The organism is Streptomyces sp. rh34, from assembly GCF_002551245.1.
GTDB lineage: Bacteria > Actinomycetota > Actinomycetes > Streptomycetales > Streptomycetaceae > Streptomyces.
On record NZ_NTGZ01000011.1, the window covers coordinates 23,632 to 49,916 of the forward strand.

Here is a 26,285-nt window from a genome sequence, read left to right on the forward strand (position 1 = left end):
TCCTTCCGCCCGGCCGGGAGGCCGTCATGGATCACATGGTGCACACCGAGTGTTACGAACTCATCTTCCAGATGTCCGGCGCCGCGGACGACGTGGTCCGCGTCCGGCTCACCGACCGCCTGGGGGCCGGCGGATTCCCGGTGTACGAGGACGAGACGGGGATCGTGCGCGCCGAGATCAGCGACCGGGGCGAGGTCCGCATGCTCGCCAGCGGCGGCCACCAGGCCCCGGGGGCTCCCCTGCTGGCCCGCCCCCTGAGCGAGGACTCCCCCGGAACGCCGTGAACTGACCGCAGGAAGGCGGGGCGCACCGTGCACGGTGCGCCCCGCCCCGCTGTGCCCGCGCGTCCGGGCGCGATCCCGTCCTTCCGTTGATGCCCACTCTTCGCCCGATTGTGTTTACATTCCCGCACCGCGAACGTAACCTGAGCGCGAAACCACAGACTCGGGCATGAAACGGATACGAAACCACATGTACGCACCGGAGCGTCAGCAGGAGATCCTCCGCCTCGCCCAGGAGAGCGGCCGGGTCGACGTGCTGTCCCTGGCCGAGGAGTTCCAGGTGACGGCCGAGACCGTCCGGCGCGATCTCAAGGCCCTGGACCGGGCGGGGCTGCTGCGCCGGGTGCACGGTGGGGCGATCCCCGTCGGGCGGCTCGACTTCGAGCCGGACCTCGCCGAACGCGACACCGTCGCCGCCGACGAGAAGGACCGCATCGCGCAGGCCGCCCTCGCCGAACTGCCCGTCGACGGCAACGTGATCGTGGACGCCGGGACCACGACCGCGCGGCTCGCCGCCGCCGTACCGGTCGAGGCGACGCTGACCGTGGTGACGCACGCACTGCCGGTGGCCGCGCGTCTCGCCGACCACCCCGGCATCGCGCTGCATCTGGTGGGCGGCCGGGTCCGGCACCGCACCCGAGCGGCGGTCGACGCCTGGGCGCTGGGTTCGTACGCCGAGATCAACGCCGACGTGGTCTTCCTCGCCACCAACGGCTTCTCCCCCGACAGTGGCCTGACCACACCCGACCTCGCCGAGGCCGCGGTGAAGCGGGCCGTGATCAAGGCGGCCCGCCGGGTCGTCCTCCTCGCCGACTCCGGCAAGTTCGGACAGGAACACTTCGCCCGCTTCGGCGATCTCACCGATGTGGACCTGCTCATCACCGACACGGGGCTCAGCCCCGACGACGCCCGCTCCATCGAGAGCCGGGGCACGGAAGTAGTACGCGCATGATCCTCACCGTCACCCCCAACCCCAGCCTGGACCGCACCTACGAGCTGCCCGGTCTGACCCGCGGCACCGTGCTGCGTGCCACGGCGGACCGCGTCGATCCGGGCGGCAAGGGCGTCAATGTCTCCCGCGCGGTCGCGGCGGCCGGACACCGCACCGTCGCCGTCGCCCCGATGGGCGGCCCGGAGGGCGCCCTGCTCACCCGGCTGCTCGGCGACCTGGGCATCGAGGCAGCCGGCGTGCCGATCGCGGGGAACACCCGGATCAACGTCACGCTCGTCGAACCCGACGGCACCCTCACCAAGGTCAACGCGGCGGGCCCGGAGCTGAGTCCGGCCGAGGCCGAGGACGTCCTGGAAGCGGTGCGGGAACGCTCGTCCACCGCCGACTGGATCGCCTGCTGCGGGAGCCTGCCGCGCGGACTGCCGCCGCGGTGGTACGCGGAGCTGGTCGAGCGGAGCCACCGCGCCGGTGCCCGGATCGCACTGGACACCTCCGGAGCGGCGCTGACCGCCGCCCTGGACCGGGCACCCGATGTGATCAAGCCCAATGCCCAGGAGCTCGCCGAGGCCGTCGGCCGGCCGCTCGCCACGGTGGGCGACGCGCTGAAGGCGGCCGAGGAGTTGCGTGCGCGCGGTGCCCGGTCGGTGCTGGCGAGTCTGGGCGCCGACGGGCAGCTGCTGGTCGAGGCGTCGGGCGCGTACTTCGCCACCGCACCGGTGGCCGCCGTGCGCAGCAATGTCGGCGCCGGGGACGCCTCCCTGGCCGGCTTCCTGGCAGCGGGCGGACACGGCCCGGAAGCACTCACCTCGGCCGTCGCCCACGGTGCCGCGGCCGTGCAGCTGCCCGGAAGCCTCATGCCTACCCCGGCCGACCTCGATCTGCCGTCGGTCGTGACGACCTCCGACGTGCCGCTGAACCGCGTGCTGACGGAGCCCGCCCCATGACCCCCGTACCGCCATCACCGACCTTCGTGCCGCCGACGCCGCCGCAACTCCCGCAACGTCCGTACGGACCCGACCCGTACGAGTCCGCCGCCCCGTCCCCCCGAGCCGCCGCACGGCGGTCCCCGAGCAAGGAGCACCGCGATGAGTGAGCTGATCACCGCGGAACTGGTCGACCTCGATCTGTCCGCCACCACCAAGGACGCCGCCGCGAGGTCCCTCGCCGAGCGGATGGTGGCCGCGCACCGCGTCACCGATCTCGACGGCTTCCTGGCCGACGTCGCCGCCCGCGAGGCGCAGATGCCGACCGGGCTGGACGGCGGCATCGGCATCCCGCACTGCCGCAGCGAGCACGTGAGCGCCCCTACGCTGGCCTTCGGGCGCAGCGGGGCGGGCATCGACTTCGGGGCGGCCGACGGTCCGGCCGACCTGATCTTCCTCATCGCGGCCCCGGCCGGGGCCGACGACGATCACCTCACCATCCTGTCGGGGCTGGCCCGCAGGCTGATGGACCCGCAGTTCACCGCCGCCCTGCGTGCCGGAACGGATCCGCGGGCAGTGGCCGCGCTGATCCGGGGCGAGGAGCCGCCGGAAGAGCCCGAACAGGCACCGCTGGAGGCGGAGAACCAGGAGCGGGAACGGGAGCGGGCGGAAGCGGAGACGGAAGCCGCGGGAGCCACCGAAGCCGCCGAGAGTGCTCCTTTCCGGATCGTCGCCGTCACCTCCTGTCCCACCGGCATCGCCCACACGTACATGGCGGCCGAGTCCCTGGCCGCGGCGGGCCGCGCCGAGGGTGTCGAGGTGACGGTGGAGACCCAGGGCTCGGCCGGCTTCAAGAAGCTGGATCCCGCCGTCGTCGCGGCGGCGGACGCCGTGATCTGGGCGCACGACGTGGAGGTCCGGGAGAAGTCCCGCTTCCGCGGCAAGCCGCTGGTCGACGTCGGGGTCAAGGCGGGCATCAACCGGCCCGCCGAGCTGATCGCCGAGGCCCGCCGCAAGGCGGAACGCGGGGAGACAGCCGCCGCGCCCGAGACCGGCGAGGCGGCCGACTCCGGAGACGGGGACGGAGACGGGGGCAAGTCCGGTGCGGATCACGCGCACTTCGGCGTCCGGCTCCGTACGTATCTGATGTCCGGCGTGAGCTACATGGTGCCGTTCGTCGCGGCGGGCGGTCTGCTGATCGCTCTGTCGTTCGCCATCGGCGGCTACGAGATAACGAGCGCCAAGTCGGTCGCCGACCACTTCGTCTGGGGCGAGGCGGACAGCTGGGCCGCGCTGCTCAACCAGATCGGCTCGGCGGCCTTCGGGTTCCTGGTGCCGGTGCTGGCCGGGTACATCGCGTACGGGATGGCGGACCGGCCGGCGCTGGTGCCCGGTTTCGTCGGCGGTGCCATCGCGCTCACGGTGAACGCCGGGTTCCTCGGAGGTCTGGTCGCCGGTCTGCTGGCCGGTGCGGTGGTGATGGCCATCCAGCGGGTCCCGGTCCACGCGACCCTGCGCGGCATCATGCCGGTCCTGGTGATCCCCCTGATCGCGTCGGCGGTCGTGGGGTTCCTGATGTTCGTCGTGGTCGGCAAGCCCATCGCCTCGTTGCAGAACGCACTCACGGACTGGCTGAACGGTCTGTCGGGCTCCAACGCGGTGATCCTCGGCGTCGTCCTCGGGCTGATGATGTGCTTCGACATGGGCGGCCCGCTGAACAAGGTGGCGTACGCCTTCGCGGTCGGCGGTCTCGCCGACCCGACGCCGGGCAGTCTCAAGGTGATGGCAGCGGTCATGGCGGCCGGGATGGTGCCGCCGCTGGCGATGGCGCTGGCCACCACCGTACGCAAGAGACTGTTCACGAAGACCGAGCGCGAGAACGGCCGGGCGGCCTGGGTACTGGGCGCCTCGTTCATCACGGAGGGCGCGATCCCGTTCGCCGCCGCCGATCCGCTGCGGGTCATTCCGTCGGTGATGGCGGGCGGCGCGGTCACCGGCGCCCTGTCGATGGCCTTCGGCGCGACCCTGCGCGCTCCGCACGGCGGCGTCTTCGTCGTCCCGCTGATCGGGGAGCCGTTCCTCTACCTGCTCGCCATCGCCGCCGGGACGCTGGTGGCGACCGCCCTCGTCGTCCTGCTCAAGGGCGCGCGCGGGACGGCGCCGGACCCGGCCGGGGACGCGGAGGCCACGGGCTCCGACGACGCCCGGGTCACCGTCACCGCCTGAACCTTCCGCACACCGATCCGTATCCGCAGGTACTCCCGAGGAGTGATTCCATGCACCAGCAGACCGTCGCCATAGCCTCCCGCAGTGGGTTGCACGCCCGTCCGGCGTCGCTGTTCGTCAAGGCCGCCGCCCGCCAGCCGGTCAAGGTGACCATCGCCCGCGAGGGCCGCGACCCGGTCGACGCCCGCAGCATGCTCGCGGTGCTGGCCCTGGCCGCCCCGCACGGGGAGACCGTGGTGCTCAGCGCCGAGGGCGACGGGGCGCGGGCGGCGGTCGAGGAGCTGGCGGAGCTGCTCGCGCAGGATCTCGACGCCACCTGATCTCCGGCCGGCGGCCCGATGCGTACTCCCGGCGGCTGCCGGGTCGTTAGGTTGGGACGCGTGACCGAGACGTGGAACGCCTCCGACCCGGCCGTCCTGGCCCTGCCCTCCGGACGCCTCGTGCGCGGCCGGGGTCTGCGCAAGCCCTTGCCCGCGGGCCCCGAACCGGACTTCGCCCTCCACCTTCTGGGGCGTACCCCGCCCCCGGTCGCCTGGGATTCGCGGTGGCTGCGGTGGCCGGACTTCCGGCTCCCGGCGGACCGGGCGGCGGCGCGGGACCTTCTCCAGGAGGCGTGGGAGCGGGCCGCCGGGACGCGGGTCGAGGTGGCCTGCGGCGGTGGGATGGGCCGCACCGGGACGGCACTGGCCTGCCTGGCCGTCCTGGACGGGGTCCCCGCCGGCGAGGCGGTGGCGTTCGTGCGCGCCGGCTACCACCCACGTGCGGTGGAGACACCCTGGCAGCGCCGCTACGTACGGAATTTCCCGGCGCGCCAGGACCCCTCCTAGGACTTGTCGGGCACGCTCTTGAAGGTCTCCGGCACCGGCAGGGTGCTCCATCGGCCGACCGGCCAGGCGATGACGACGGCCCGGCCGACGACCTCGTCGACCGGGACCATCCCCTGGTTCGGGTCGTCCTGGTGGTAGCGGGAGTCCGCGGAGGCCTGGCGGTGGTCCCCCATCACCCAGACCTTGCCGTCGGGCACGGTGACCTTGAACCGGCCGCCGTCCTCGTCGTCGCTGCAGGGGGTGTTGCCGGGGAAGACGTACGGCTCGTCCAGGGCGGTGCCGTTGACCTTCACCGGCCCGTCGCCCTCGCACTCCACGGTGTCGCCTCCGACGCCGATGACCCGCTTGATGAGGTCCTTCTCCTCGGCGGAGGGCATCACGCCGACGAAGCTCAGGACCTTCTGCACGGTGTTGGGCGGGTCCACGGGCACGTTGGCGAGCCAGTCCGCCGGGTCGTGGAAGACGATCACCTCACCGCGCTCCGGCTCCGACCCGAACCAGGGCGTCAGCTTGTCGACGAGGACCCGGTCGCCCTGCTGCAGGGTGTTCTGCATGGAGTCCGAGGGGATGGAGAAGGCCTGCACCAGGAACGTCTTGATGAGCAGCGCCAGCACCAGGGCGGCGCCGATGAGGAGCGGCAGCTCCACCCAGAACGGCCGGTTCTTCCGTGTCCTCGACCGCCGTGTGCCCGCCCGCCCCATCGCACCGCTCCTCGCCCGTGTACCGCCCGCCCGTCCCTGGGGGAACGGATCCGGTGATCCACTCTATGGGGCGTGGTGAGCGGTGCGGGACGTCAGACGGGTCCCGCGCCGACCGGAGGGACGGTCGCGCCCTCGCCGGCGCGGACGGCTTCGACCACGCTCTGGTGGAAGACGCGGCTCTCCTCCTCGGAGGGGCACGGCACGGGGCTGCCGGTGAGGGTGAACCAGTCCGACGAGCCGCTGTACTGCACGGCCACCGATGCCTGTCCGTCGGACCAGGTCGTATGCACCGTGAGGTCGCCGCTCAGGATGCCCGCTTCTTCCGTGCGTACTCCGCCGGTTCCCGCGAAGACACCGCTGGTCGTCCAAGATGCCCAGCTCATGACGGTCACCTTTCGGACGATGACAAGCCTGTCCAGCCGGCTTCCTCCGAGTATGGCACCGCTGGTGGGCCCGCGCACGGGTGTGCGCGGGCCCGGTCCCGCCGCCGGTCCTCAGGCGCGTTCCAGCATCCCTCGGACGAAGGCGGCCTGGCCCGCGTGCTGGAGATCCTCGGCGACGACGCTGATCAGCCGGACCCCGAGCGTCACCGGGGGCGACCAGCCCTCGTCGACGATGCGGTCGAGGGCGTGGCCCTCCAGTCCCGCGACGAAGTCCAGGGTCCGCTCGTGCACGGCGTCGAAGTAGCCGAGGAGGGGTTCGGCGGAGTCCACGCGGACGGCGGCGACCTCGTCGGCGCTGTGCCCGTAGCCGGTCGCCGTCTCGTCGAACGGGAGCCCGAAGGTGTCCGCCCAGCCTTCGGTGAGCCAGATCTGTCCGGTTCCGGCGGCGTCGGCGATGTGGTCGTCCTGGACGCGGGTGAGATGCCAGACCAGCCAGGAGATGGAGTTCGCCCCCGTGTCGAGGCGGGCGTTGAGGTCGTCGGGCGTGAGTCCTTCGACCGCAGCGTGGACCGCTTCCCCGACCCGGTCGAACGCTTCGGCCAGCATGCCTGCGGTGTTCATCCGTCCACCTTCGCCCGAGGGGTCCGCGGCTCCCGGGTACGACACACCGCCGGTCCGGCGGTCTGTCGCGGGCCGGGTGCCCCTCAGCGCGGGCCGTGCAGCCAGTCGGTCAACAGGCGGTTGACCTCGTCGGGGCGTTCCTGCTGGATCCAGTGGCCGCAGTCTTCGAGGATGTGGGCGGCGGACAGGCCGGGGAGGGTCCGCGGGTAGGCGTCGATGGCGTCGGACATCCAGGTGGTGGAGGCGTCCAGGGCGCCGCCGATGAAGATCGAGGGCTGGGTGATGGGTGTTCCGTCCCAGGCGGCGAGGTCCTCCCAGTCCCGGTCGATGTTGCGGTAGCGGTTGAGCGCGCCGGTCAGGCCGGTGCGTTCGAACTCCTCGCTGTAGACGTCGAGGTCCCGTTCGTCGAGCCACCCGGGGAGCCGGCCGGCGGGGAACCGGTCGGCCATGCGCGCGCCCGGCGGTACGAAGAAGAGGCCGGGGTGGTCCGTCGGGGCGGCGGTGTCGCCGGAGAGTCCCGCGTAGAAGCCGGCGAGCCAGCCGCGTACGTCCGGTTCGATCTCCGCCTCGGCGCGACCGGGGGTCTGGAAGTAGCTGACGTAGAACTCCTCCTCGCCTCCGATGCCCGCGAAGCCGTCGGTGGGGCGGGGGCCTCCCCGGGGCGCGTACGGAACGCTCAGCAGCGCGACCGCTGTGAAGACGTCCGGCCGGAGCAGGGCGCTGTTCGCGGCGATGGGCGATCCCCAGTCGTGTCCGACGACCGTGGCGGTCTCCTCGCCGAGGGCGTGGACGACGGCGGTGTTGTCGGCGACGTGGGCGAGCATGCGATAGGCGTCGGTGGCGGCGGGTGCGGAGGAGCGCCCGTAGCCGCGTACGTCGATGGCGACGGCCCGGTGTCCGGCGGCGGCCAGGGCGGGGAGCTGGTGGCGCCAGGAGTACCAGGACTCGGGGAAGCCGTGGACGAGGAGCACGAGGGGGCCGGTGCCCTGTTCGACGCAGTGGATCCGGCCGCCGGGAACGTCGACCGTCCGGTGCGTCGCGCCGGGCAGGAGGGCGGAGGGGCGGGCTGCTCCGGCTGCGTGCGGAGTGGGTACGGGGGTGGGCTCCGGCATGGCTCCTCCTCGGGCGCCCCGCACGGGCGGGGCGGTCGTGACGCTTCGGAGGGTGGCCGGGCCGGGGCCCGGCCACCCGGATCACGATCATTCGGCCGGTGCGACCGCCCGGACAAGGATCTTTGCCGGTCCGGCAAAAAAATAGGGGGGCGGGAACGGCTTCAGACGAGCAGACTCAGCAGGTGAGCGCAGGCGGTGGCCTCGTCCGGGTGGCGGGCGACGACTTCGTAGGTTCCGCGCTCGAACGCCCCGGTCTCCCAGCCGTCGTTCCCACCCCGCCGGACGAACAGGAAGTCCGGCGGGGTGGGAACGGGCTCGTGGACGCCCTCGATCCGGTAGTAGCCGCCAGGGATCCGTGCCTCGACGAGTGCGGCCTGCAATGCCCGGCGGTCCATGGCGGGTTACGCGTCCGCGGGCGTCAGGTAGGCGTTGTCCAGCAGCCACTTCACGTTGAGCCGCTGTCCCTCGCCCGGGTCGAGGAAGACCGCGTCGAGCTTGATCTGCCGGCCACCGCCGGGCTGCTCGAACCACGGGGCGATACCGCCCTGCCAGACCCAGAAGGGCTTGGCGACCTTGTAGACGCGGTAGTCGCACGGGGTGCCCGCGTCACGGGTGTTCAGGTTCTGCGGGGGCAGGGCGCGCTCGGCGTAGGCGTCGCCCGCGGGGGCGAGGTAGCCGCCGTACTCCGAGCCGAAGCGGTCCAGGCGCTGGCCGGTGCGGAGCTTCACGGGCTCCTTGTCGATCTCACCGTTCACCTCGGCGAAGCCGTCGTTGGGCGGGTACTTCCAGCTGCCGGTGTCCGCGGGCCCTTCCCAGTACTTCTTCAGGAAGTCCTTGGGGGTGAGGTCGCCCGTGCGCTGCCAGCCCTTCAGGAGCGGGCCCACCGGGGCGAGCCGCTTGTTCGGCAGCCACTTGGGGCCCAGGCGGGCGTCGCCGCGGAACTCTCCGGTACAGGGTTCGTGGCGCTCGGCGGCGGGTGCGGGCCGGGCGGGCCCCGGTGCGGCGCTCGCCGCCGGAGCGGAGATCAGTCCGGCGGTGACGCCGAGCGCGGCGAGTACGGTACGCATGCGGTTCATTCAGGAGTCCCCTCGAGCACTGATGATCAATCAGGACAGCTGACGTAGGGTAACCGCTCGACTACCCACCCCTTCCGCGCCATGCCGTTTTCCGGCCACCGCGAACAGCGCCACGCCCCGGCCGCGACGATGCGCGACCGGGGCGTGATGGACCGAGGGGCGAAACCCGACCGGCACGGAGCCCAGGGCCTTCGCGTGGACCAGGCCGGGCTCGCGTGCTCGACCTGATCCCGACGAAAGGCTCTAGCTGACGTTGACGTCGATGCAGGCGTAGAAGGCGTTCGAGGTGTCCGCGATGTTCCAGACGGCGAGCACCTCCTGCCGGCCGGTCTTGTTGCCGAAGTCGACCTGGTGGGTGACGGTCGCGCCGGGCCGCGCGCCGCCGTCGTCGAATTCGGCGATCTTCTCGCCGCCCACGAAGTACTGCCAGGTGCTGGTCGAGTGGCGCGCGGTGAGCTTCCACTCGAACTGCTGGGAACGGTTCACCGGAGTGACCGACCAGCCCTTGGAGTCGTCGTCCAACTCGGCGAAACCGCTGTTCCCGCCGCTGCAACTGGTGAGCCCCTTGGGGCCTTCGACGCTCTGCGGTTCGTACGTGATCGCACCGCAGCTGACCGTGCCCGCGGCGCACTGCGCCTGCCTGCTCGGCGGGTTGGAGATATAGCCGTGGGCGCCGGCGGAGCTCGCCGGAAGGCTCAGGGCGAGGACCGGGGCGAGCAGGGCGCCGACGGCGAGTGCGGTCTTCCTTTTCGCGTGCATGCTTCTCCTTCACATGAGGCCGCACCGCGCGGTGGCGGGCCGTGGGGGGCCCGGCTTCGACGGCGAGGCCTCGCGAGTGTGGGGCCAAGAGGCGCGAAGGGCTGCAAGTCCCTTTCCGGACACGCCTGATGACCGTGTCCGGAAAGGCCTTGCGCTTGGACTAGACCATACCGACCGACGCGTTCACGTCAAGGGCGGTGAGCGCGGTGGGCAGCCTGCCCGTCCGACGCGCGCGGACGGGCACGCACATCTGGCGCTTACACCCGTGTGACGCGATCACCCGTGGTCGTCCCCGTAGCGGACCGTGACGCGCTCGAAGCCGAGGGAGCCGAGGAGACCCTTCAGCATGTCGGCGGTGTTCTTCTCCGCGCGGGCGGTCAGTTCGCTCTCCTTCGCCGCTTCGGAGATGTGCTGGGCGGCGAGCTTGTTGACCGCCTGCTCACTGCCGGGATTGTCGGAGAAGAGATCGCCCAGCCGGTCGAGGAGACCGCGCTGTTTTGATACCGCGTAGGAACGGTCGGGATCGAGGGCCGGCCTGCCCAGCACCGCGTGCGGCAGCCGTAGTTCGGCGATGGTGCGGTCCTCGTTCACCACGACGCCGCCCTCGGTGACCTTGCCCAGGTCGACGGAGGCGCCGACCGTGCCCGCCCCGACGAACAGGGTGCGGGTGCCGCGCAGGGCGTCGGGGACGAACTTCGCGTCCTTCTCCAGATCGACGACGACCTGGAAGTTGCCCGAGGCGGCCTCGTACGCACTCATGTCCTGGATCGACTTGAGCACCGCGGGGCCCGAACGGTCGTGGGTCTCCTCGCCGAAGAGGTCGTCGAGTCCCGGCAGCAGGCTGAGCCTGCTGCCGGCGAACAACAGGACCAGTGCGGCCACGGCCGCGCCGAGGGCCTTCGGCCACCACCGGGAGGGGCGGGCGTCGCGCTTTCCGTCGCCGTGCGGCGCGGACTCTGTGGTTACGTCGCTGGACGTCATGTTCTGCGTGTGGCCCGCGTCTGGCCCTTTCAGTCCACCATTCCCCTCATCCTGAACGAACTCCCGCACAAAATAGGCCCGTTCCGGTACGACCGGGCAGACGCGAGGGCCCTTCCCCGGTGGCCGGGCCCGCTCAGAGCGGCGCGGCCGCCACCCGTACGCGATCGCTCTCCCCGTCGGAGAGGAACGACGCCAGCTCCCTCCCCTCATCGGCCACGGCGTCACGGTCGGCCCGGGAGAAGGCGCGCAGGGGTTCCACCGTGACGACCTCCTCGGTGACGCGCCAGGTGGCCGCCACGCGGCCGTCGACCAGCACGACACGCTCACCGGCGACCGAGAGGCCGCGGTGGGCGTCGTCGATGATCCGGCCGCGGTCCTGATAGCCGAGGATCGCGTTGTCGAAGGCCGGCAGGAACCGCACCGGGGCGGGTGTGTCCGGGGCGGGGCGGGGCGCGTCCGGCAGGTCGAGCAGCTCCCGCCCCCGCTCGTCGCGGAAGCGGACCAGCTCGTCCCGTACGGCGGCCACCGCGCCGGGCAGTCCGGCCAGCCCCGACCAGGCGCGCAGGTCGGCCGTGGCGGCGGGCCCGTAGGCGGCCAGATAGCGCCGGACCAGTGCCTGGCCGACCGGGTCGGCGCCGTCGGGAGCGGGCGGGTCGACCGGGCGGCCCAGCCAGGAGGAGAGGGCGACATTGCGCACCCCGCCCTTCGCCCGCCAGAGCCCCCGGGGCGGCGCCTGCGCCATCGGGACGAGAGCGGCGACCACCATCTCGCCCAGGGGGCGCGGCCCCGGACCGGGCCGACGGGGAGCGAGCGCCCGCACGATCTCGGCCGCGGTACGGGGCTCCCCGTCCGCCATCAACTCCCGGGCATCCGCGGCGAGTCCCTCGAGGTCGACCCCTTTCAGCTCGTCCCGGTAGACCCCGAGCACCCGTTGGCGCAGCATCGCGTCGTGGCGCGCCCGCCAGGTGAGCACGTCGTCGGCGGTGACGAGGTGGACCGTGCGTCGCATCAGATGGGTGCGCACCACGCTCCGCCGCGTCAGCAGGTCCGAGAGGACCGCCGGATCGAAGGCGCTCAGCCGGGACCAGAGCCCGACGAAGGGCTCCTGCGGTTCCTGCGCCTGGAGGCCGCAGAGGTGGGCCACGGCGTCCACGACCGGCAGATCGGCCCGGTCGAGCAGCAACTGGCGGCCCAGCATGGCGCGGTTGAGCGCCCGGTTGTCGAGGACGGCCACCGTGTGGTCCCTCCTTCTCCCTTGACTGCCGTCGATTTTCCGCGCGTCCGCGCGCGGTGGCGAGGATGCGGGGCGGGCCGGTGCGCTCGGCGTCGGGGAGGTGGAGACCGCGGCCATGGTGATCGGGTTCCTTCCGGTGTTCCTGTCGTGCGGTACAGGTCAACCCTCGCAAGGGAAGAGGTCAGGGGGTGACCTCTTCCCCGCGTCATACGCGCGAGATGCCGAAGACTTCAGACAGCCACGCGCCTCGCTTCAGGAACCGACGAGACGCGTGTCGGAGGGGTCATCGGTCGTCGAGGCGGTCACGGACGAGGTGATGTGCCCCACCAGGCCCAGCACCAGGAACAGCACGACGAGCCATTTCGCGGCGCTGCTCAGGACCAGCGGGCGGGTGGCGGAGCGCGACCGCCCGCCCGGGGCCACGGCCAGGTCGTCGTCGCCGAACAGGCCCTTGGGGTAGGCGGGCGTGAGCATCATGACGTACGCGGAGAACCGCATCCGGTAGCGCAGCGTGGCCGCCGTCGCCTCGAACAGCGGCCGGGGCATCCGGCCGAGACACAGCGTGATCAGCCACCAGACGAAGGCCAGCGCCCACCACCCGTACACGGCGAGGCTCTGCACGATCGCCGCCGGGATCATCAGGAAGACACGGAACAGCACCGCGAGGCGGTTGAGCGGGGTGGGCCGCACCTCGATCTGCGCCGGATAGTCGGCGGGCGGGGTCAGGGCGAAGGGCGGGTAGCGGTCGATGAGCAGCATGTCGCTCGCCGAGACGCGCATGTCGTAACCGAGGACGCCGGTCAGGAAGCGGAAGACGGGGCCGGGCAGCCGTCCCAGCGCCAGGGCCGCGAACCAGCCCACGATGACGGTGAAGAACGCCGCGATGTGCAGGACGAGCAGCACGATGAAGTGCGGGATGAGCAGCAGCAGTCGCAGGAAGACGGTAAACCGCCGCTGGCGTGATGGTTCCACGATGTCCAGGACGGGCCGGAACTCGTCCGCGTCCGTCTCCTTGCGGCCCGGGCTCCACTGGCCTTCGGCCATGTCGCTCCTCCTCGGCAGGGGATCCGATCCGTACGGCATCCGCGCGCAGGACGTGTCCCCACCGTGCGTCCGCTCCTGGCCGCCCGCAAACGGCCCGGCCCGAACGGGTGCCCGGCTCAGCGCCCGCGGAGGCGGTCGAGCAGCTTCGTAGCGGCGGTCTCCGTACGGGCGGCGTCGCCGGCCTCGGTGCGGGCGGCAGTCCTCGGCACGCGCTTGGACCCGGCCTCGCGCTTCTCCGTCGACGGGGCGGGGGAACCCGCGTCGTCGGCGTAGGCGTAGTAGCGGTGGCTGATCCGGCGGCCGAGCACGAAGTACCCCAGCAGCGCGCCCGCCGTGTTGAGGATGACGTCGTCGATGTCGAAGGCGCGCCCCTCGACCAGGGCCCCCTGGATCAGTTCGACGACGGCCATGGCGAGGGCTGTCAGCAGCGTCGTCCGGATCATACGCAGGCGGCGAGGCCCGAAGAACGGCAGCAGGAGTCCGAACGGCACGCCGAGCAGCAGGTTTCCGCCGGCCTGTTTGCAGGCGGCGAGGAAGGTGTAGTCCTCGGCGTACTGGCGCAGCGAGCGGCCGGGGCGGAGATTCGCGGTGACGAGGTCCTCGGAGGCCGGTGAGGGCGTGAGCGTCACCTTGGCCAGCAGGACGGAGAAGGCCACCAGCCCCAGCAGCACCACCGTCAGGACCGCCCCGCGCACCAGCACACGTACCCATGTCCCCTGGCGTGTACGGGGATTCGCCTCTGCTGTCATGGCCGACGGGTGCCCCCGCCGGCCCGGAACACACGCGTGGACCGCCCCGTGGGGCGAGGTTTCCCCCGGCCGACCGCGTCCGCCTGCGACGATGTGCGCATGAGCGCATCAAAGAAGAAGGACCTGCTGGACGAGGCCGACCGGTTGCGTACGGAAAGCCGGCCCGAGGAGGCGCGCGACCTGCTCCTCGCTCTGACCGCCGAGTACCCCGACGACGCGGAGGTGGCCTGCCGGACGGCGTGGATCCATGACGTGCTGGGCCTGGAGTCGGAGGCGGTGCCCTACTACGAGCGCGCTCTGGCGCATCCGGAGCTGGCCGCGGAGGACCGGCGTGGGGCGCTCCTGGGGCTGGGCAGTACGTACCGGATCCTCGGCCGGTACGGGCAGGCGGTGGAGACGCTGCGCCGGGGCGTCGAGGAGTTCCCGGACGACGGCTCGCTCCGGACGTTCCTGGCGATGGCCCTGTACAACGTCGACGAGCACCACGAGGCGATGCGCCTGTTGCTGGAGTTGACGGCCGCGACCAGCCAGGACCCGTACGTCCAGCGGTACCGGCGGGCGATCGAGCACTACGCGAAGGACCTCGACGAGACCGTGTGACCCGCGCGGGGGCCGGGGCGGCCGGCTACGGCCGGGCAAGGGGAAGCCCCGGCCGGATCGGGGGAATCCGGCCGGGGCGGTCTGAGTGCGGGTGTGAAGGGCGATCACCTCTCGGCGGACGGCTCCATGGGCTTCGGGCGTGCGCTCTTGCCCATGGGCCGCAGGTAAGACTCGGGGGACCGCTCCCTCGTTCCCGCATATAGATGAACGATAAACCATCCTGGGCCGCTCCCGGAAATCCACCCCGCGAGTGTGATCCACGGCACGGAATCCCGGGCCCCCTCCCCGGCCAGGGCTCCTTCGGTCAGCTCGCGGGCGTCTCGTCGATGCCGTAGCGGCGCCGGAACCGTTCGACGCGACCCGCCGGGTCGAGCACCTGGCTGCCGCCGGTGTAGAACGGGTGGCTCGCCGACGAGGTCTCCACGTCGATCACGGGGTAGGTATGGCCGTCCTCCCATGCCACGCGCTCGCCGGAGTCGGCGGTGGAGCGGGTCAGGAAGGCGACGTCGGCCCGCCGGTCACGGAAGACCACGGGACGGGACACGGGGTGGATGCGGGACTTCATGGATGCGTTCCTTCCTCACCGCGGACAGCGGTGACGTACGGGGGGACGGACCCCTTCCGGACGGTCAGCGGACCTCGCGGAACAGGACGTGCCGGCCGGCGACGGAGTCGAACTTGCGGAGCTCCAGCCGGTCGGGGGTGGTACGGCGGTTCTTGCGTGTCACATAACTCCGGCCCGTACCGGCGGTGGACCGGAGGGTGACGACCGGCCTGGTCTCACTGCGTGCCATGGGCGTCTCCTGATGCCTCTGCCGACCCCACTTCCCTTATCGGTCATGGGATTCGTTTTCATTCTGGTGAGGTAACGCGAGCCGTCCGCCCGGCATTCCCGGCCCGCCGCACCCCGGAGCCTCGCGGTCAACTCGCCCCAGACGTACGCCTGTTCGTTTCGCCGCCGCGTCGGAGAGCCGCTGGCATATGCCAGAAGCAAGAACCCATCGAGTGTTGCCAAAGCTCTTACAGGCCGCCGCGGCCTGTGCGACAGTCGGTAGCGGTCCACCCTTCAGAACCGGCTGGGGTCCTTCGTTCGCGTCAGGCCGGACCCGGGAGCCGACATGATCCAAACGAGAGGCCCTAGGCCGCGCCTGTATCGGAGTACGAGATGCCGTCCCCCCTCTTCGCGGACCACCCCGCACCACAGCTTCCCGCGCATGACGCCGTCGACGCCCTGATCCACCGGACGCGGCGGCTGCGCGGGGACATGGACGCCGTGCGGCGGGACGCCGTCGTGTTCGACGAGGACGACCCCCAGCTGCGCTGGCAGCGCGCCCTGTGCGAGCTCGCCGTGCAGCACCTGGACAACCTCGACGAGCACCTGGGCCAGCTCCGGGCGGGCCTGCCGGACCGGTGCGCCGACGACGCCCCCCGGGCTGTCGAGGCCCCCGACGCCCCGAGGGCCGGTTCTCTGCTCAACCGGGTGGGCAGCGCCGAGTGGAACCTCCTCACCGACGAGTCCTGCTGGTCCGAGGAGCTGTACGAGATCTTCGGCAGGCCGCCCGGCTCCACGCCCCTCTCCCTGGACGACCTGCCTTCCGTACTGCTGGCCGAGGACCAGCCGCTGCTGACCGCCATGGTGACGGGCTGCCTCGTCGACGGCCGGCCGATGGACGGCGAGTTCCGCATCGTGCGCCCCGACGGCCATCTGCGCACGCTGCACATGACGGGCGAGCCCGTCCTGGACGCCGAGGGCTGCACCGCCTCCATGTGGGCGGTCCTGCGGGACGTCAGCGAGCTGCGGCGCAGCGAGCAGGCCGTGAACGCGAACCGCGCGTCGGTGCGGCGCGCGGAGCACATCGAGCGCACCGAACATCGCATGGCCGTGGAGCTCCAGGAGGCCGTCCTGCCCCCGTGGCGCGGATCGCTGCGGCTTCCGAAGCAGGGCCCCGGCGCCCTGGACATCGCCGCGCACTACCTCCCTTCCGAGGCGAGCGGACTCATCGGCGGCGACTGGTACGACGCGATGGAACTGCCGGACGGGCGCACCCTCCTCACCGTCGGCGACCTCACCGGGCACGGCATCCCCGCCACCTCGGCGATGGCGATGATGCTGGGCGCGCTGCGTGGCATGGCCGTCGCCGGCATCGAGCCGGGCGCGCTGATGGGGCACCTCAACCAGGTACTGGAGACGTCGATGCAGCCCGCGCTGGGCAGCGCCCTGTGCTGCCGCTTCGACCCCGACACCTCCGTTCTGTCCTGGGCGCAGGCCGGACACCCCGCGCCGTTGCTCTTCCGCCACGGTTCGGGACGGCTCCTGCCCCCGCCGGACGGGATGCTGCTCGGTGCCGCGTCCAACGTCGCCTTCGAGCAGGACGAGGTACGGCTGTACCCCGGTGACGTGCTCGTTCTGCACACCGACGGCCTGATCCGACGCGGCGACCGGGGTGCGGGCCCGGAGGCGCTGCTCGCCCTCGCTCCTCGGTTCGCAGAGGCCCGTACGGCACAGGAGTGCGTCCGGAGCGTCGTCGAGGAGTTCGGCGGGACAGACCGCGTTGACGACGCGTGCGTGCTGGTCGCCCGTATCGGGGCATGAGGAAGCGCGGACGTGTCGGGGCGTGAGTGAGCGCGGAGTGGCGCTGCCGGGTCAGATCTGCGTGCCCTTGGCCTTCTTCTGGCTCGGCGGCATCGAGAGCTCGATCTGCTCGCGCAGATCCTGGATCCCCGCGTATCCGGCGAACTGACCGGTGAGCCGGTACATTTCGCGGAGCCGGTCCCAGGTGCGGTGCGAGGAGGTCTCCTCCATCGACACCAGCGCGAGCCGGGCGTACCGGTCGGCCTGTTCGGGGTCGTTGGCGATGAAGCAGGCCGAGGCCAGCGAGATGTAGTCGAAGATCTTCGACCGCTGGCGTTCCGTGCCCCTCAGCTCCAGCGCCTGCTTGGCATGGCGCTGGGCGATGACCGCGGCCCCCTGCTCGTGCTCGGCCAGCGTTCGGAAGGCCAGCGCCTGCATCCCGTGCAGATCCGCCTCGTCGAACATCTGCATCCAACTGGGCGGCGGCACATCGCTCTTGTCCGAGATGAAGAGCTCCTCGGCCTCGCCGAGGGTGCGCCGCATGGCCTGCCCGCGGCCCATCGAGGCCTGTGCCCAGGCCTCGATGGTGCGCAGCATCGCCTGTGTCCGGGGCAGGGTCTCGTCGCCGGAGCCGGACTTGGCGAGCTTCATCAGGTCGAGTGCGTCGTCGGGGCGGCCCAGGTGCACCATCTGGCGTGCCGCCCGGGAGAGCGCCTCTCCGGCGCGCGGCCGGTCGCCGCCCTCGCGAGCCGCGTGGGCCGCGATGACGAAGTACTTCTGGGCGGTGGGTTCGAGGCCGACGTCGTGGGACATCCAGCCCGCCAGGACGGCGAGGTTGGCGGCGACGCCCCACAGGCGGCGCTGAAGATGGTCGGGGTGGCGGTAGGCGAGCATGCCGCCCACCTCGTTGAGCTGGCCCACGACCGCCTTGCGCTGGAGTCCGCCGCCCCGGGAGGCGTCCCAGGCGCGGAACACCTCGACCGAATGCTCCAGGGCCTCGATCTCCTCGGAGCCGACCGGCGCCGCCTCGTACCGGTCGAAACCGGCGGGATCGGCGTGCAGGGGATCGTTGGCGCGTGGAGCGTCGGCCGCGGGAGCGGGGTCGCTGTGCAGCCAGTCGTACATGGGGCCGGCGATGGTTGAGCCGGCGGCGAGCGCGGCGCCCGCACCCACCAAGCCGCGTCGGTTGAGCATGAGGTCCATTCCCGTGAATTCGGTGAGGACCGCTGCCGTCCGTTCGGGCGCCCACGGCAATGCGTCGGGATGGTGTTCCGTCCCGGAGTCACGCCGCTTCCCCACACGCCCGCGTCGGCCGAACCCGAGGTCCTCGATGGTCACGACACGGCCGAGCCGCTCGGTGAACAGAGCCGCCAGCACTTCGGGCACGGGATCACGGGGGGATTCCCCCATGTCGATCCAGCGCCTGACGCGCGAGGTGTCGGTGGCCAGCTGCGGGTGGCCCATGGCCGCCGCCTGCCGGTTCACCATTCTCGCGAGTTCGCCCTTGGACCAGCCGGCCAGGCCGAACAGGTCAGAAAGGCGGGTGTTGGGTTCTCCGGTCACTTCAAGCCCCCAGGTTCTCGGCTGACTTGACACTAACCCCCTGTCAGATGCGCTGTGACTATTCGCCAGGGTTCGCCAGGGTCCGCCAGATGGTCTGCCACCCGCGCTCCGGTGTCAGGTAGGAAAGCGCCACCCCGCCCGGCAGCCCTAGGTACTCCCCAGGGTGCCGAACGGCCGTCGGCCGGGTTGGCGCACGTACCTTGTCGGCGCACGAAGGGATCTGTCTCGCCCATGTACACAGCATCGTCCTCCGTGTCCGCCCCGCCCCGTCCGCTCCGCCCGATGGGCGCGGGCGGCGGGCCCTATCTCGCTCCTCACGCCGGCGCACCGGTGCAGGGTCCGGGCCGGGCCCGACGGGCCGCGGGACCGGGCGCCGGACCGCTCAGTGGCAGGATCGACCTGTCCGGGCCCCAGGGCGCGCAGGTGCGGATGGCCATCGCCTCCGTGCAGCGCATCTGCCCCGAGTTCAACCCGGTCCAGGTACTGCGCCGCAGCGGCCGTTCGGTCCTGATCGTCGGAACGACCGGGCGGGCCACCGCCGTCGCGAAGTGTTTACTGGACCACTCACCGGCGTGGACCGAGCGGTTCCGGCACGAAATAGCGGCATACCGCGCGTTCGTCCGGCACCGCCCCCCGGTTCGGGTGCCCCGGCTGATCGCGGCGGACCCGGAGAACTGCACGCTGGTGATCGAGCGGATGCCCGGCCGGGTCGCCGCTCTCACCCGGCACCCGGCGGAGGCGCCACCGCGGGCCGACATCCGGGCCGCGCTCGGAGCGATCGCCCGGGTGAACGCCTGGCGGCCGCCGCCCGGACTGTTCGAGGTGCCGCTCGACTACGCGTCGCGGATCGCGCGCTACCACGAGCTCGGTCTGTTCACCGACCGTGACCTCGGCGACCTGCAGAAGCTGCTGCACGGTCTGGCCCACGCGGGCGGCAGGCAGGGCACGGGGCAGTTCTGCCACGGAGACGCCCTGCTCTCGAACATCCTGCTGTCGCCGACCGGGCCGGTGCTCGTCGACTGGGAGCACGCCGGCTGGTATCTCCCGGGGTACGACCTGGCGACGCTGTGGGCGGTGCTGGGTGACGCCCCGGTGGCGCGACGCCAGATCAGCCAGCTGGCCCAGGCCAGGGGGCCGGCCGCGCGGGACGCGTTCCTGGTGAACCTGATGCTGGTGCTGACCCGCGAGATCCGCAATTACGAGACGGCGGTCCAGCGCACCATGCGCGAGGCGCCCGGGGCGGGGGCCGACCGGCCCGGCGCACTCTCCTCGGGCGAGGAGCAGCGGCTGCTGCTGCGGAGGCTGCACGACGACTGCGCCATGGCGCGGCGGGCCGTGCGGGCCGCGGTGGGCACACGCTGAGACGGGAGGACGACGCGGGCGAACGGCCCGCCTGCCGAGAACCACAGTGATGAGACCACTGTGAAGAAGCGCGCTGCGGGACCGGTGCCGACACACCGGTCCCGCGGCGCGCTGTTGTGCGTTGCGAGGTCTGCCCGCCGCCTCCCGGCCGAGCTGACGCCGACCCTCCCGGGCCGAAGCCGCCGATGCTCCGCACGGCGGCCATGAGAGCCCCTTCCGTGCCGTGTCTCCCCGTGACCGGGCGTTGACCCTGTGCCGCCCCGGGGTCCCCCGCGGGTGAGGCCCGCCACGAGACCCACGTCACCTACGGCCTCCGGTAGTAGGCGCGAGCCCTCCCGTGCGGCGTAACGAACCGCCCAAATGGCTCATAAATTGGCATCTCACGATGAAGAGTAGTAAAGGCGGTCATTGCTTCCTATGTCGGTGCGCGCTAACCATGGATCCCGGCAAGCACCGAGTACGAGTCGACGTCGATCACCCATCGACGATCGCGGCCCGGACACCCGGTTCCCGCCGACGCGGCGCGAAGGCCGCGAAGCCCGTCCCCCATAGGAAGAGCTCACGCATGCCCCGCATCTCCACCCTGCGCATCACCCGCTCGCACAAGATCGCCACCGCCGTGCTCGTCGCGGCCGGTTCCGTCACCGCCATAGCCGCCACCGGCGCCCCGAGCGAAGCGCAGACCACGGCGACCCGGTCCTCCGTCTCCGTGGAGCCGGTCGCCGCCGCGGGCATCCCCACGGCGAAGGACGCGGCGGCCAAGAAGGCCGCCCAGGAGACCGCCGCCAAGGAAGCCGCCGCGAAGAAGGCCCTGGCCGCCCGCAAGGCGACCGCGGAGAAGGACGCCGAAGAGGCGCGCTCCGAGACCCAGGCCGCCAACCGCTCCACCGAGCGCAAGGCCGTCACGCCCAAGAAGTTCGCGAACAACCTCGACGGCTGGATCCGCGAGTCGCTCGACATCATGAAGAAGAAGAACATCCCCGGCTCCTACGAGGGGCTGCACCGCAACATCATGCGCGAGTCCAGCGGCAACCCGAACGCCGTCAACGACTGGGACATCAACGCGCGGAACGGCATTCCCTCCAAGGGTCTCCTCCAGGTGATCCAGCCCACCTTCGACGCCTACCACGTCAAGGGCACCCCGAAGAAGCTCACCGACCCGGTCGCCAACATCACCGCCGCCGCCAACTACGCCGCGGACCGGTACGGCTCGATCGACAACGTCGACTCCGCCTACTGAGCGACCGACTTCCGAACGACCGCCTTCCGAGCACGCACCAACGCCGCGATTATGTGACTAATCGCCGTCGTGCGTGCTCCGTATGGCCGAAGGGTAGTGCTGCGCGGACACCACCGGTCCGCGCGTTTTCCCGCGCGGAGGCTTCTGGAAAGGCCTGACGCACATGGCACAGCCCTTCTCACTGCCGGACTTCTATGTTCCGTATCCGGCGCGGCTCAACCCTCATGTGGAGGCGGCACGCACGCACACCCGGGCGTGGGCCCGCTCCATGGGGATGCTGGAGGGATCCGGCATCTGGGAGGAGAAGGACCTGGAGGCGCACGACTACGCCCTCCTGTGCGCCTACACGCACCCCGACTGCTCGGCCGAGGCGCTCTCCCTGGTCACCGACTGGTACGTGTGGGTCTTCTTCTTCGACGACCACTTCCTGGAACTGTTCAAGCGCACGCCCGACCGGGAGGGCGGCAAGCGGTATCTGGACCGTCTGCCCGCCTTCATGCCGATGGAGCGCGGCGCCCCGACGCCCAAGCCCTCGAACCCCGTCGAGGCGGGGCTCGCCGATCTGTGGGCGCGCACGGTGCCTTCGATGTCGGACGCCTGGCGGGCCCGGTTCGCGGAGGCGACGGAGAACCTCCTCAACGAGTCCCTGTGGGAGCTGGCCAACATCCACGAGGGCCGCATCGCGAACCCCGTCGAGTACATCGAGATGCGCCGCAAGGTGGGCGGCGCGCCCTGGTCCGCCGGTCTGGTGGAGTACGCGGCGAACGCCGAGGTGCCCGCGTCGGTCGCCGACGCCCGCCCGCTGCGGGTGCTGCGGGACGCGTTCTCCGACGGTGTGCATCTGCGCAACGACCTCTTCTCCTACCAGCGTGAGGTGGAGGACGAGGGGGAGAACAGCAACGGCGTACTGGTGATGGAGAAGTTCCTCGGGTGCTCCACGCAGGAGGCCGCCGAGGCGGTCAACGACCTGCTGACCTCACGGCTCCAGCAGTTCGAGAACACCGCCCTGACCGAACTCGGCCCGCTCTGCGCCGAGAAGGGCCTTGACCCGGCGCAGACCGCCGCCGTGCTGGCGTACGTCAAGGGGCTCCAGGACTGGCAGTCCGGCGGCCACGAATGGCATATGCGCTCCAGTCGCTACATGAACGGCGGCGGCGCGGGCGAGGCCGTCGTCGGCTTCGGCATGTCCGCCGCCTCCATCAGGTTCACGCTCCGCTCGGAGACCGCGCGTGCCCGGAGCCAGAGCCATGTGCCGTACCAGCACGTGGGCCCCTCGCTGCTGCCGGACTTCGACCTGCCGTTCGGGACGACGCTGAGCCCGCATCTGGAGGGGGCCCGGGTCCGGATCGTCGACTGGGCGCGGCGGATGGGCATCCTGGAGGCCCAGCCGGGCGTACCGGGTTCGCACATCTGGGACGAGGAGCGGCTCATCGCGATCGACCTGCCGCTGTGCGCGGCGGGGCTGGATCCGGACGCGACCCCGGACGAACTGGACCTGTCCTCGGGGTGGCTGGCCTGGGGGACGTACGGGGACGACTGGTTCCCGGTCGTGCACGGGCGGACCCGGGACCTGGCGGGGGCGCGGCTGGCCAACGAGCGGCTGTCGCTGTTCATGCCGCTGGACGGCGAGGGGACGCCGGAGCCGGTGAACGCCCTGGAGCGGAGCCTGGGCGACCTGTGGCGCAGGACGGCCGGTCCGATGGACCCGGGCGGGCGGCGCACCTTCCGGACCGCGATCGAGTCGATGACCGCGAGCTGGCTGTGGGAGCTGGCGAACCAGGCGCAGAACCGTATCCCCGACCCGGTGGACTACGTGGAGATGCGGCGGGCGACGTTCGGTTCGGACCTGACGATGAGCCTGTGCCGGCTCGGGCACGGCAGGAAGGTCCCGGACGAGGTCTACCGCAGCGGTCCGATGCGTTCCCTGGAGAACGCGGCGGCGGACTACGCGTGCCTGATGAACGACCTGTTCTCGTACCAGAAGGAGATCGAGTACGAGGGCGAGGTGCACAACGGCGTCCTGGTCGTGCAGAACTTCTTCGGCGTCGACTATCCGACAGGCGTGGCGATCGTGCACGACCTGATGAACTCGCGGCTGCGGCAGTTCCTGCATGTCGCCGAGGTCGAACTCCCGGTGCTGTACGACGACTTCGCCCTGGACGCCGAGGCGCGGGAGATCCTGGCGGGCTATGTGCGGGAGCTCGAGCACTGGATCGCGGGGATTCTGATCTGGCACCGGGGCTGCCGCCGCTACCGCGAGGAGGACCTGCGGCGCGGTCACGGCGCGCCCTGGCACCTCAGCGGCCCCACGGGCCTGGGTACGTCCGCGGCGCAGGTGACCCGGTTGGTGGCCCAACTGGCGGGCAGCCCGGTGTAGTTCGCGAGGCCGCGGCCCGCCGTCCGGAGGAACGCACGGCGGGCCGCGACCGGTGGCGGAACCGGCCGGGCGGGGGCTCAGAGCAGGACGTGCCGGAGCACGGCCTCGAACTCCGCCGCCGTCGGCGGGGTGTCGGTCAGCAGCCCCTGGAGCAGCAGGCCGTCGATCACGCCCTTGAGCACCCGCACCCGGACCGGGTCGTCGGTGTAGCGTCGGCCGTACGCGGCGACGGCCTCCAGCCAGTGCCGGGTGGGACCGCGCAACTCCGGGCGGCGGGCCGCGAGCAGGTACAGCTCGTACTCCGCGAGCAGCCGTCCGGGGCCTTCGACGACCTTCGCCATCAGCTCCGCCAACGCGGTGATGCCCTCGGGGCCGCCGTCGGCCTCCCCGGCCAGCCGGAGCATGCGCTGCGCGTCCTGCTCCATGCAGCGGGTGAGCGCGGCGACGAGCAGGTCGTCGATGCTCGTGAAGTGGTAGGCGGCGGCGGTGGCGGGCAGGCCCGCCTCGCGCGCGACCGCCCGGTGACTGACGCCGGCGACTCCTTCCCGGGCGACCACCTGGAGCGTGGCCTCGATGAGTTCCTCCTTCCGTCGCTCGCCTTTGAGCAGGCGTCCGTCGGTCTGCGGTGCGTGCACGGTGCCTCCGGGCGTCGTGGCGGGTGGGGCGGCGGGCTGGCTTCGGCTCCGGTCCGTCAGTGCGCGGACCTTCCGGGGGCCTCGACCTGTTCCTCGGTCGACTCCTCGGCGTCGCGGTCCGCACGCTCCTGGAGACTCCGCTCCAGCGGACGCCGGGCGTACGACGCCGTCAGCAGAGCGGCCGCGCCCGCGGCGACGGCGACGACGAAGCCACCGCCGGGACCGAAGCGGTCGACGACCGCTCCCGACACCGCGGCCCCGGACGCGACACCCACGCTGAGGCCGGTGATGGCCCAGGTCATGCCCTCGGTGAGTGCGGCGGGTGGCACCGTCCGCTCCACCAGCCCCATCACCACGATCATGGTAGGCGCGAAGAAGAGCCCCGGGAGGACGACGGCGGCGGCCAGCGTGACGAGGTCCCCGACGAGCAGCAGGGGGAGGGTCGTGAGCGCCGTCCCGGCGGTGCCGAGGACGAGCAGCCGGGGCAGCGGCGTCGTGAGCCTGAGGGTCCCGAAGACCAGACCGGCGACGGCGGAGCCGGCCGCGTAGACCGAGAGGACGATGCCGGCGCCGGCGGGCGAGCCCTGCTGCTCGGCGAAGGAGACGCTCACGACGTCGATGGTGCCGACGATGGCGCCGCCGGCCACGAGCGTGAGGGCCAGCAGGCGGAGCGCTCCGCCACGGATCGCCGAACCGCCTCGCGGGTGGCCGTGGGCCGCACGGGCCACCGGGGGCTCGGTGCGCTTCTGGGGGACGAACATGAGGACGCCGAGGATCAGCAGGACCCCGGCGACCAGCGGCCCGGCCTCGGGGAACAGCGCGGTGCACAGGGCCACCGAGAGCGCGGGGCCCACGACGAAGGTGAGCTCGTCGATGACCGATTCGAGCGAGTAGGCGCTGTGCAGCCGGTCGGAGCCCTTGAGGGCGTGCGTCCAGCGGGCGCGCACCATCGCCGCCATGTTGGGCATCGCGCCGGCCACCGCCGCGCAGCAGAACAGGGTCCAGGCGGGGGCGTCGTACCGGGCGCAGAGCAGCAGCGCGCCGAGCGCCATCACGCTCAGCCCGGCGACGGGCGGCAGCACCCGGCTCTGGCCCCGGCGGTCGACCGCCCGGGAGATCCGCGGACCGCAGAGGGCCATGGACAGGGTGAAGGTGGCGGAGACGGCTCCGGCGAGGCCGTAGTCACCGCGCATCTGGGACACCATCGCGATGATGCCGATGCCCGCCATGGACAGGGGCATGCGGGCGACGAACCCGGCGGCGGTGAAAGCCCTCGATCCGGGCGTCCTGAACAGGACGGCATAGGGGTTGGCCATGCGTGGACCTCCGGAAGGCGGACGTACGGGCGACCGTTCGCGGGGAACGACCGCCAGAATTGAACGGTCGCTACAATTTGAACAGTCGTTTCGTTTTTACTCTAGCCCTCCCCCGGGCCGCCTCCCGTCCAGGTCCGAAGAATGGCCGGATAGCCTCCCCGGACAACGGAAAAGGCCGCCCGGACGGATCCGGACGGCCTTGCGCAGGGACGTTTCAGCCCTGCTGGAACAGTTCTGCGGGCAGCGGCTTGAGCAGGGTGTACAGGTCGTCGGTGATCGGCCGGTCCCAGCTGGCGATGGTCACGAGGACGCCGTCGCTGCGGTCGAACTGGACGCAGGCGATACGGCTCTCGGAGAGCTTGACGCGGCGGACGATCAGCAGGTTGTCGCCCTGCATGACGGGGACGTCCTCGGAGCTGACGACCTCGATCGGCTCGTCGTTCTCCAGGGCGAGGAGCAGTTGGGCCACCTCGAAGGGGACCTGGCCCTCCTCGGTCTCGCGGGCGGGCGAGCCTTCCGGAAGATTGCCGATGATCATCGCCGGGCCCCGGCCGCCGTACAGGTCGTACCGGAGGAAGACGCCCTGACAGCTGCCGTCGGGGGCGGGGAGCAGACCGGCGCCGAGGTTGCCGGGCCAGTCCCCGGGATCCATGGCCAGGACGTCGAAGTCCGGGCCCGCGGGTGTTGCGGCGCTACGGCGGCGGAGGAAGGACATGCTGCCATGTTACGTGTCCCGGCTCACGTCGCGGAG

Annotated in this window: 28 protein-coding genes; 11 read left to right on the plus strand and 17 right to left on the minus strand. The window is 71.7% G+C overall.

What is annotated here, in order from left to right; translation table 11 throughout:
- Nucleotides 1–35 precede the first annotated feature (35 nt).
- The 6 genes from CR470_RS04465 (at nt 36) to CR470_RS04490 (ending at nt 5,209) form a co-directional block, all read left to right on the plus strand.
- The gene (locus CR470_RS04465; protein WP_097866303.1) at nt 36–284 is read left to right on the plus strand and encodes a DUF6296 family protein; all 249 of its coding nucleotides are present in this window, start codon (nt 36–38) and stop codon (nt 282–284) included.
- A gap of 187 nt (nt 285–471) precedes the next feature.
- The gene (locus CR470_RS04470; protein WP_097866269.1) at nt 472–1,233 is read left to right on the plus strand and encodes a DeoR/GlpR family DNA-binding transcription regulator; all 762 of its coding nucleotides are present in this window, start codon (nt 472–474) and stop codon (nt 1,231–1,233) included.
- Nucleotides 1,230–2,177 (plus strand): 1-phosphofructokinase, encoded by a 948-nt coding sequence (gene pfkB, locus CR470_RS04475; protein ID WP_097866270.1) that lies wholly within the window; start codon nt 1,230–1,232, stop codon nt 2,175–2,177. Before CR470_RS04470 ends, pfkB begins: the two co-directional genes overlap by 4 nt.
- Nucleotides 2,178–2,318: 141 nt before the next feature.
- On the plus strand, nt 2,319–4,382 hold the full coding sequence (locus CR470_RS04480) for a PTS fructose transporter subunit IIABC (protein ID WP_097866271.1): 2,064 nt from the start codon (nt 2,319–2,321) through the stop codon (nt 4,380–4,382).
- A 50-nt stretch (nt 4,383–4,432) separates the two neighbouring features.
- Nucleotides 4,433–4,702, plus strand: a complete 270-nt coding sequence (locus tag CR470_RS04485) for an HPr family phosphocarrier protein (RefSeq protein ID WP_097866272.1) — start codon at nt 4,433–4,435, stop codon at nt 4,700–4,702.
- 60 nt (nt 4,703–4,762) lie between these two features.
- Nucleotides 4,763–5,209 (plus strand): protein-tyrosine phosphatase family protein, encoded by a 447-nt coding sequence (locus tag CR470_RS04490; protein WP_097866273.1) that lies wholly within the window; start codon nt 4,763–4,765, stop codon nt 5,207–5,209.
- Here CR470_RS04490 and lepB read toward each other — a convergent pair.
- From lepB to CR470_RS04545, 11 genes are all read right to left on the minus strand, one after another.
- Nucleotides 5,206–5,910, minus strand: coding sequence for a signal peptidase I (gene lepB / locus CR470_RS04495; RefSeq protein WP_097866274.1), 705 nt, complete (start codon nt 5,908–5,910; stop codon nt 5,206–5,208). The two genes, CR470_RS04490 and lepB, sit on opposite strands and share 4 nt — an antisense overlap.
- Nucleotides 5,911–6,002: 92 nt before the next feature.
- On the minus strand, nt 6,003–6,293 hold the full coding sequence (locus tag CR470_RS04500; protein ID WP_097866304.1) for a hypothetical protein: 291 nt from the start codon (nt 6,291–6,293) through the stop codon (nt 6,003–6,005).
- Nucleotides 6,294–6,404: 111 nt separating this feature from the next.
- Nucleotides 6,405–6,914, minus strand: coding sequence for a mycothiol transferase (locus tag CR470_RS04505; protein ID WP_097866275.1), 510 nt, complete (start codon nt 6,912–6,914; stop codon nt 6,405–6,407).
- A gap of 83 nt (nt 6,915–6,997) precedes the next feature.
- Entirely contained in the window at nt 6,998–8,026 is a 1,029-nt protein-coding gene (locus tag CR470_RS04510; protein ID WP_097866276.1) for an alpha/beta fold hydrolase, read from the minus strand.
- 161 nt (nt 8,027–8,187) lie between these two features.
- On the minus strand, nt 8,188–8,421 hold the full coding sequence (locus tag CR470_RS04515; protein ID WP_097866277.1) for a hypothetical protein: 234 nt from the start codon (nt 8,419–8,421) through the stop codon (nt 8,188–8,190).
- 6 nt (nt 8,422–8,427) lie between these two features.
- Nucleotides 8,428–9,102, minus strand: a complete 675-nt coding sequence (locus CR470_RS04520; protein ID WP_097866278.1) for a TNT domain-containing protein — start codon at nt 9,100–9,102, stop codon at nt 8,428–8,430.
- A gap of 243 nt (nt 9,103–9,345) precedes the next feature.
- Complete coding sequence (locus tag CR470_RS04525; RefSeq protein WP_097866279.1) at nt 9,346–9,861, minus strand: lytic polysaccharide monooxygenase auxiliary activity family 9 protein; 516 nt, start codon at nt 9,859–9,861, stop codon at nt 9,346–9,348.
- A gap of 276 nt (nt 9,862–10,137) precedes the next feature.
- Complete coding sequence (locus CR470_RS04530; RefSeq protein WP_097866280.1) at nt 10,138–10,842, minus strand: DUF4230 domain-containing protein; 705 nt, start codon at nt 10,840–10,842, stop codon at nt 10,138–10,140.
- Between the two features lie 133 nt (nt 10,843–10,975).
- Nucleotides 10,976–12,076: a winged helix DNA-binding domain-containing protein gene (locus tag CR470_RS04535; RefSeq protein WP_097866281.1), complete on the minus strand. Its 1,101-nt coding sequence runs from the start codon at nt 12,074–12,076 to the stop codon at nt 10,976–10,978.
- Between the two features lie 252 nt (nt 12,077–12,328).
- Nucleotides 12,329–13,120: a DUF4389 domain-containing protein gene (locus CR470_RS04540; protein ID WP_097866282.1), complete on the minus strand. Its 792-nt coding sequence runs from the start codon at nt 13,118–13,120 to the stop codon at nt 12,329–12,331.
- A 116-nt stretch (nt 13,121–13,236) separates the two neighbouring features.
- The gene (locus CR470_RS04545; protein ID WP_373561388.1) at nt 13,237–13,821 is read right to left on the minus strand and encodes a VanZ family protein; all 585 of its coding nucleotides are present in this window, start codon (nt 13,819–13,821) and stop codon (nt 13,237–13,239) included.
- A 147-nt stretch (nt 13,822–13,968) separates the two neighbouring features.
- Between CR470_RS04545 and CR470_RS04550 the strand changes: the two genes are divergently transcribed.
- Complete coding sequence (locus CR470_RS04550) at nt 13,969–14,469, plus strand: tetratricopeptide repeat protein (RefSeq protein ID WP_097866283.1); 501 nt, start codon at nt 13,969–13,971, stop codon at nt 14,467–14,469.
- A 304-nt stretch (nt 14,470–14,773) separates the two neighbouring features.
- Here CR470_RS04550 and CR470_RS04555 read toward each other — a convergent pair whose 3' ends face one another.
- Nucleotides 14,774–15,034: a type B 50S ribosomal protein L31 gene (locus tag CR470_RS04555; protein ID WP_097866284.1), complete on the minus strand. Its 261-nt coding sequence runs from the start codon at nt 15,032–15,034 to the stop codon at nt 14,774–14,776.
- Between the two features lie 64 nt (nt 15,035–15,098).
- Nucleotides 15,099–15,263 (minus strand): 50S ribosomal protein L33, encoded by a 165-nt coding sequence (rpmG, locus tag CR470_RS04560; RefSeq protein WP_097866285.1) that lies wholly within the window; start codon nt 15,261–15,263, stop codon nt 15,099–15,101.
- Nucleotides 15,264–15,634: 371 nt separating this feature from the next.
- Here rpmG and CR470_RS04565 point away from each other — a divergent pair, with 371 nt between their 5' ends.
- Complete coding sequence (locus CR470_RS04565) at nt 15,635–17,062, plus strand: PP2C family protein-serine/threonine phosphatase (RefSeq protein WP_097866286.1); 1,428 nt, start codon at nt 15,635–15,637, stop codon at nt 17,060–17,062.
- A 51-nt stretch (nt 17,063–17,113) separates the two neighbouring features.
- On the opposite strand, the gene CR470_RS04570 is transcribed toward CR470_RS04565, so the two are convergent.
- Entirely contained in the window at nt 17,114–18,604 is a 1,491-nt protein-coding gene (locus tag CR470_RS04570) for a DNA-binding protein NsdB (RefSeq protein WP_097866287.1), read from the minus strand.
- A 231-nt stretch (nt 18,605–18,835) separates the two neighbouring features.
- Here CR470_RS04570 and CR470_RS04575 point away from each other — a divergent pair, with 231 nt between their 5' ends.
- The 3 genes from CR470_RS04575 (at nt 18,836) to CR470_RS04585 (ending at nt 23,583) form a co-directional block, all read left to right on the plus strand.
- Nucleotides 18,836–19,966, plus strand: a complete 1,131-nt coding sequence (locus tag CR470_RS04575; protein WP_097866288.1) for an aminoglycoside phosphotransferase family protein — start codon at nt 18,836–18,838, stop codon at nt 19,964–19,966.
- Nucleotides 19,967–20,531: 565 nt separating this feature from the next.
- Nucleotides 20,532–21,206 carry a transglycosylase SLT domain-containing protein gene (locus CR470_RS04580; protein ID WP_097866289.1) on the plus strand — a complete coding sequence of 225 codons (675 nt, stop codon included), beginning with the start codon at nt 20,532–20,534 and terminating at the stop codon, nt 21,204–21,206.
- A gap of 163 nt (nt 21,207–21,369) precedes the next feature.
- A complete protein-coding gene (locus tag CR470_RS04585; RefSeq protein ID WP_097866290.1) occupies nt 21,370–23,583 on the plus strand; it encodes a terpene synthase family protein in 2,214 nt (737 codons plus the stop codon).
- A gap of 77 nt (nt 23,584–23,660) precedes the next feature.
- Here the strand turns inward: CR470_RS04585 and CR470_RS04590 are convergent, their stop codons facing one another.
- From CR470_RS04590 to CR470_RS04600, 3 genes are all read right to left on the minus strand, one after another.
- Nucleotides 23,661–24,218, minus strand: a complete 558-nt coding sequence (locus CR470_RS04590) for a TetR/AcrR family transcriptional regulator (RefSeq protein WP_097866291.1) — start codon at nt 24,216–24,218, stop codon at nt 23,661–23,663.
- Between the two features lie 56 nt (nt 24,219–24,274).
- The gene (locus CR470_RS04595) at nt 24,275–25,534 is read right to left on the minus strand and encodes an MFS transporter (RefSeq protein ID WP_097866292.1); all 1,260 of its coding nucleotides are present in this window, start codon (nt 25,532–25,534) and stop codon (nt 24,275–24,277) included.
- A gap of 214 nt (nt 25,535–25,748) precedes the next feature.
- Nucleotides 25,749–26,249 carry a hypothetical protein gene (locus tag CR470_RS04600; protein WP_003971159.1) on the minus strand — a complete coding sequence of 167 codons (501 nt, stop codon included), beginning with the start codon at nt 26,247–26,249 and terminating at the stop codon, nt 25,749–25,751.
- Nucleotides 26,250–26,285 lie beyond the last annotated feature (36 nt).

Coding starts and splice junctions, on each gene's coding strand:
- CR470_RS04465 (WP_097866303.1), top strand. CDS start 36: ATGGTGCACACCGAGTGTTACGAACTCATCTTCCAGATGTCCGGCGCC.
- CR470_RS04470 (WP_097866269.1), top strand. CDS start 472: ATGTACGCACCGGAGCGTCAGCAGGAGATCCTCCGCCTCGCCCAGGAG.
- pfkB (WP_097866270.1), top strand. CDS start 1,230: ATGATCCTCACCGTCACCCCCAACCCCAGCCTGGACCGCACCTACGAG.
- CR470_RS04480 (WP_097866271.1), top strand. CDS start 2,319: ATGAGTGAGCTGATCACCGCGGAACTGGTCGACCTCGATCTGTCCGCC.
- CR470_RS04485 (WP_097866272.1), top strand. CDS start 4,433: ATGCACCAGCAGACCGTCGCCATAGCCTCCCGCAGTGGGTTGCACGCC.
- lepB (WP_097866274.1), bottom strand. CDS start 5,910: ATGGGGCGGGCGGGCACACGGCGGTCGAGGACACGGAAGAACCGGCCG.
- CR470_RS04500 (WP_097866304.1), bottom strand. CDS start 6,293: ATGAGCTGGGCATCTTGGACGACCAGCGGTGTCTTCGCGGGAACCGGC.
- CR470_RS04505 (WP_097866275.1), bottom strand. CDS start 6,914: ATGAACACCGCAGGCATGCTGGCCGAAGCGTTCGACCGGGTCGGGGAA.
- CR470_RS04510 (WP_097866276.1), bottom strand. CDS start 8,026: ATGCCGGAGCCCACCCCCGTACCCACTCCGCACGCAGCCGGAGCAGCC.
- CR470_RS04515 (WP_097866277.1), bottom strand. CDS start 8,421: ATGGACCGCCGGGCATTGCAGGCCGCACTCGTCGAGGCACGGATCCCT.
- CR470_RS04520 (WP_097866278.1), bottom strand. CDS start 9,102: ATGAACCGCATGCGTACCGTACTCGCCGCGCTCGGCGTCACCGCCGGA.
- CR470_RS04525 (WP_097866279.1), bottom strand. CDS start 9,861: ATGCACGCGAAAAGGAAGACCGCACTCGCCGTCGGCGCCCTGCTCGCC.
- CR470_RS04530 (WP_097866280.1), bottom strand. CDS start 10,842: ATGACGTCCAGCGACGTAACCACAGAGTCCGCGCCGCACGGCGACGGA.
- CR470_RS04540 (WP_097866282.1), bottom strand. CDS start 13,120: ATGGCCGAAGGCCAGTGGAGCCCGGGCCGCAAGGAGACGGACGCGGAC.
- CR470_RS04550 (WP_097866283.1), top strand. CDS start 13,969: ATGAGCGCATCAAAGAAGAAGGACCTGCTGGACGAGGCCGACCGGTTG.
- CR470_RS04555 (WP_097866284.1), bottom strand. CDS start 15,034: ATGAAGTCCCGCATCCACCCCGTGTCCCGTCCCGTGGTCTTCCGTGAC.
- rpmG (WP_097866285.1), bottom strand. CDS start 15,263: ATGGCACGCAGTGAGACCAGGCCGGTCGTCACCCTCCGGTCCACCGCC.
- CR470_RS04565 (WP_097866286.1), top strand. CDS start 15,635: ATGCCGTCCCCCCTCTTCGCGGACCACCCCGCACCACAGCTTCCCGCG.
- CR470_RS04575 (WP_097866288.1), top strand. CDS start 18,836: ATGTACACAGCATCGTCCTCCGTGTCCGCCCCGCCCCGTCCGCTCCGC.
- CR470_RS04580 (WP_097866289.1), top strand. CDS start 20,532: ATGCCCCGCATCTCCACCCTGCGCATCACCCGCTCGCACAAGATCGCC.
- CR470_RS04585 (WP_097866290.1), top strand. CDS start 21,370: ATGGCACAGCCCTTCTCACTGCCGGACTTCTATGTTCCGTATCCGGCG.
- CR470_RS04595 (WP_097866292.1), bottom strand. CDS start 25,534: ATGGCCAACCCCTATGCCGTCCTGTTCAGGACGCCCGGATCGAGGGCT.
- CR470_RS04600 (WP_003971159.1), bottom strand. CDS start 26,249: ATGTCCTTCCTCCGCCGCCGTAGCGCCGCAACACCCGCGGGCCCGGAC.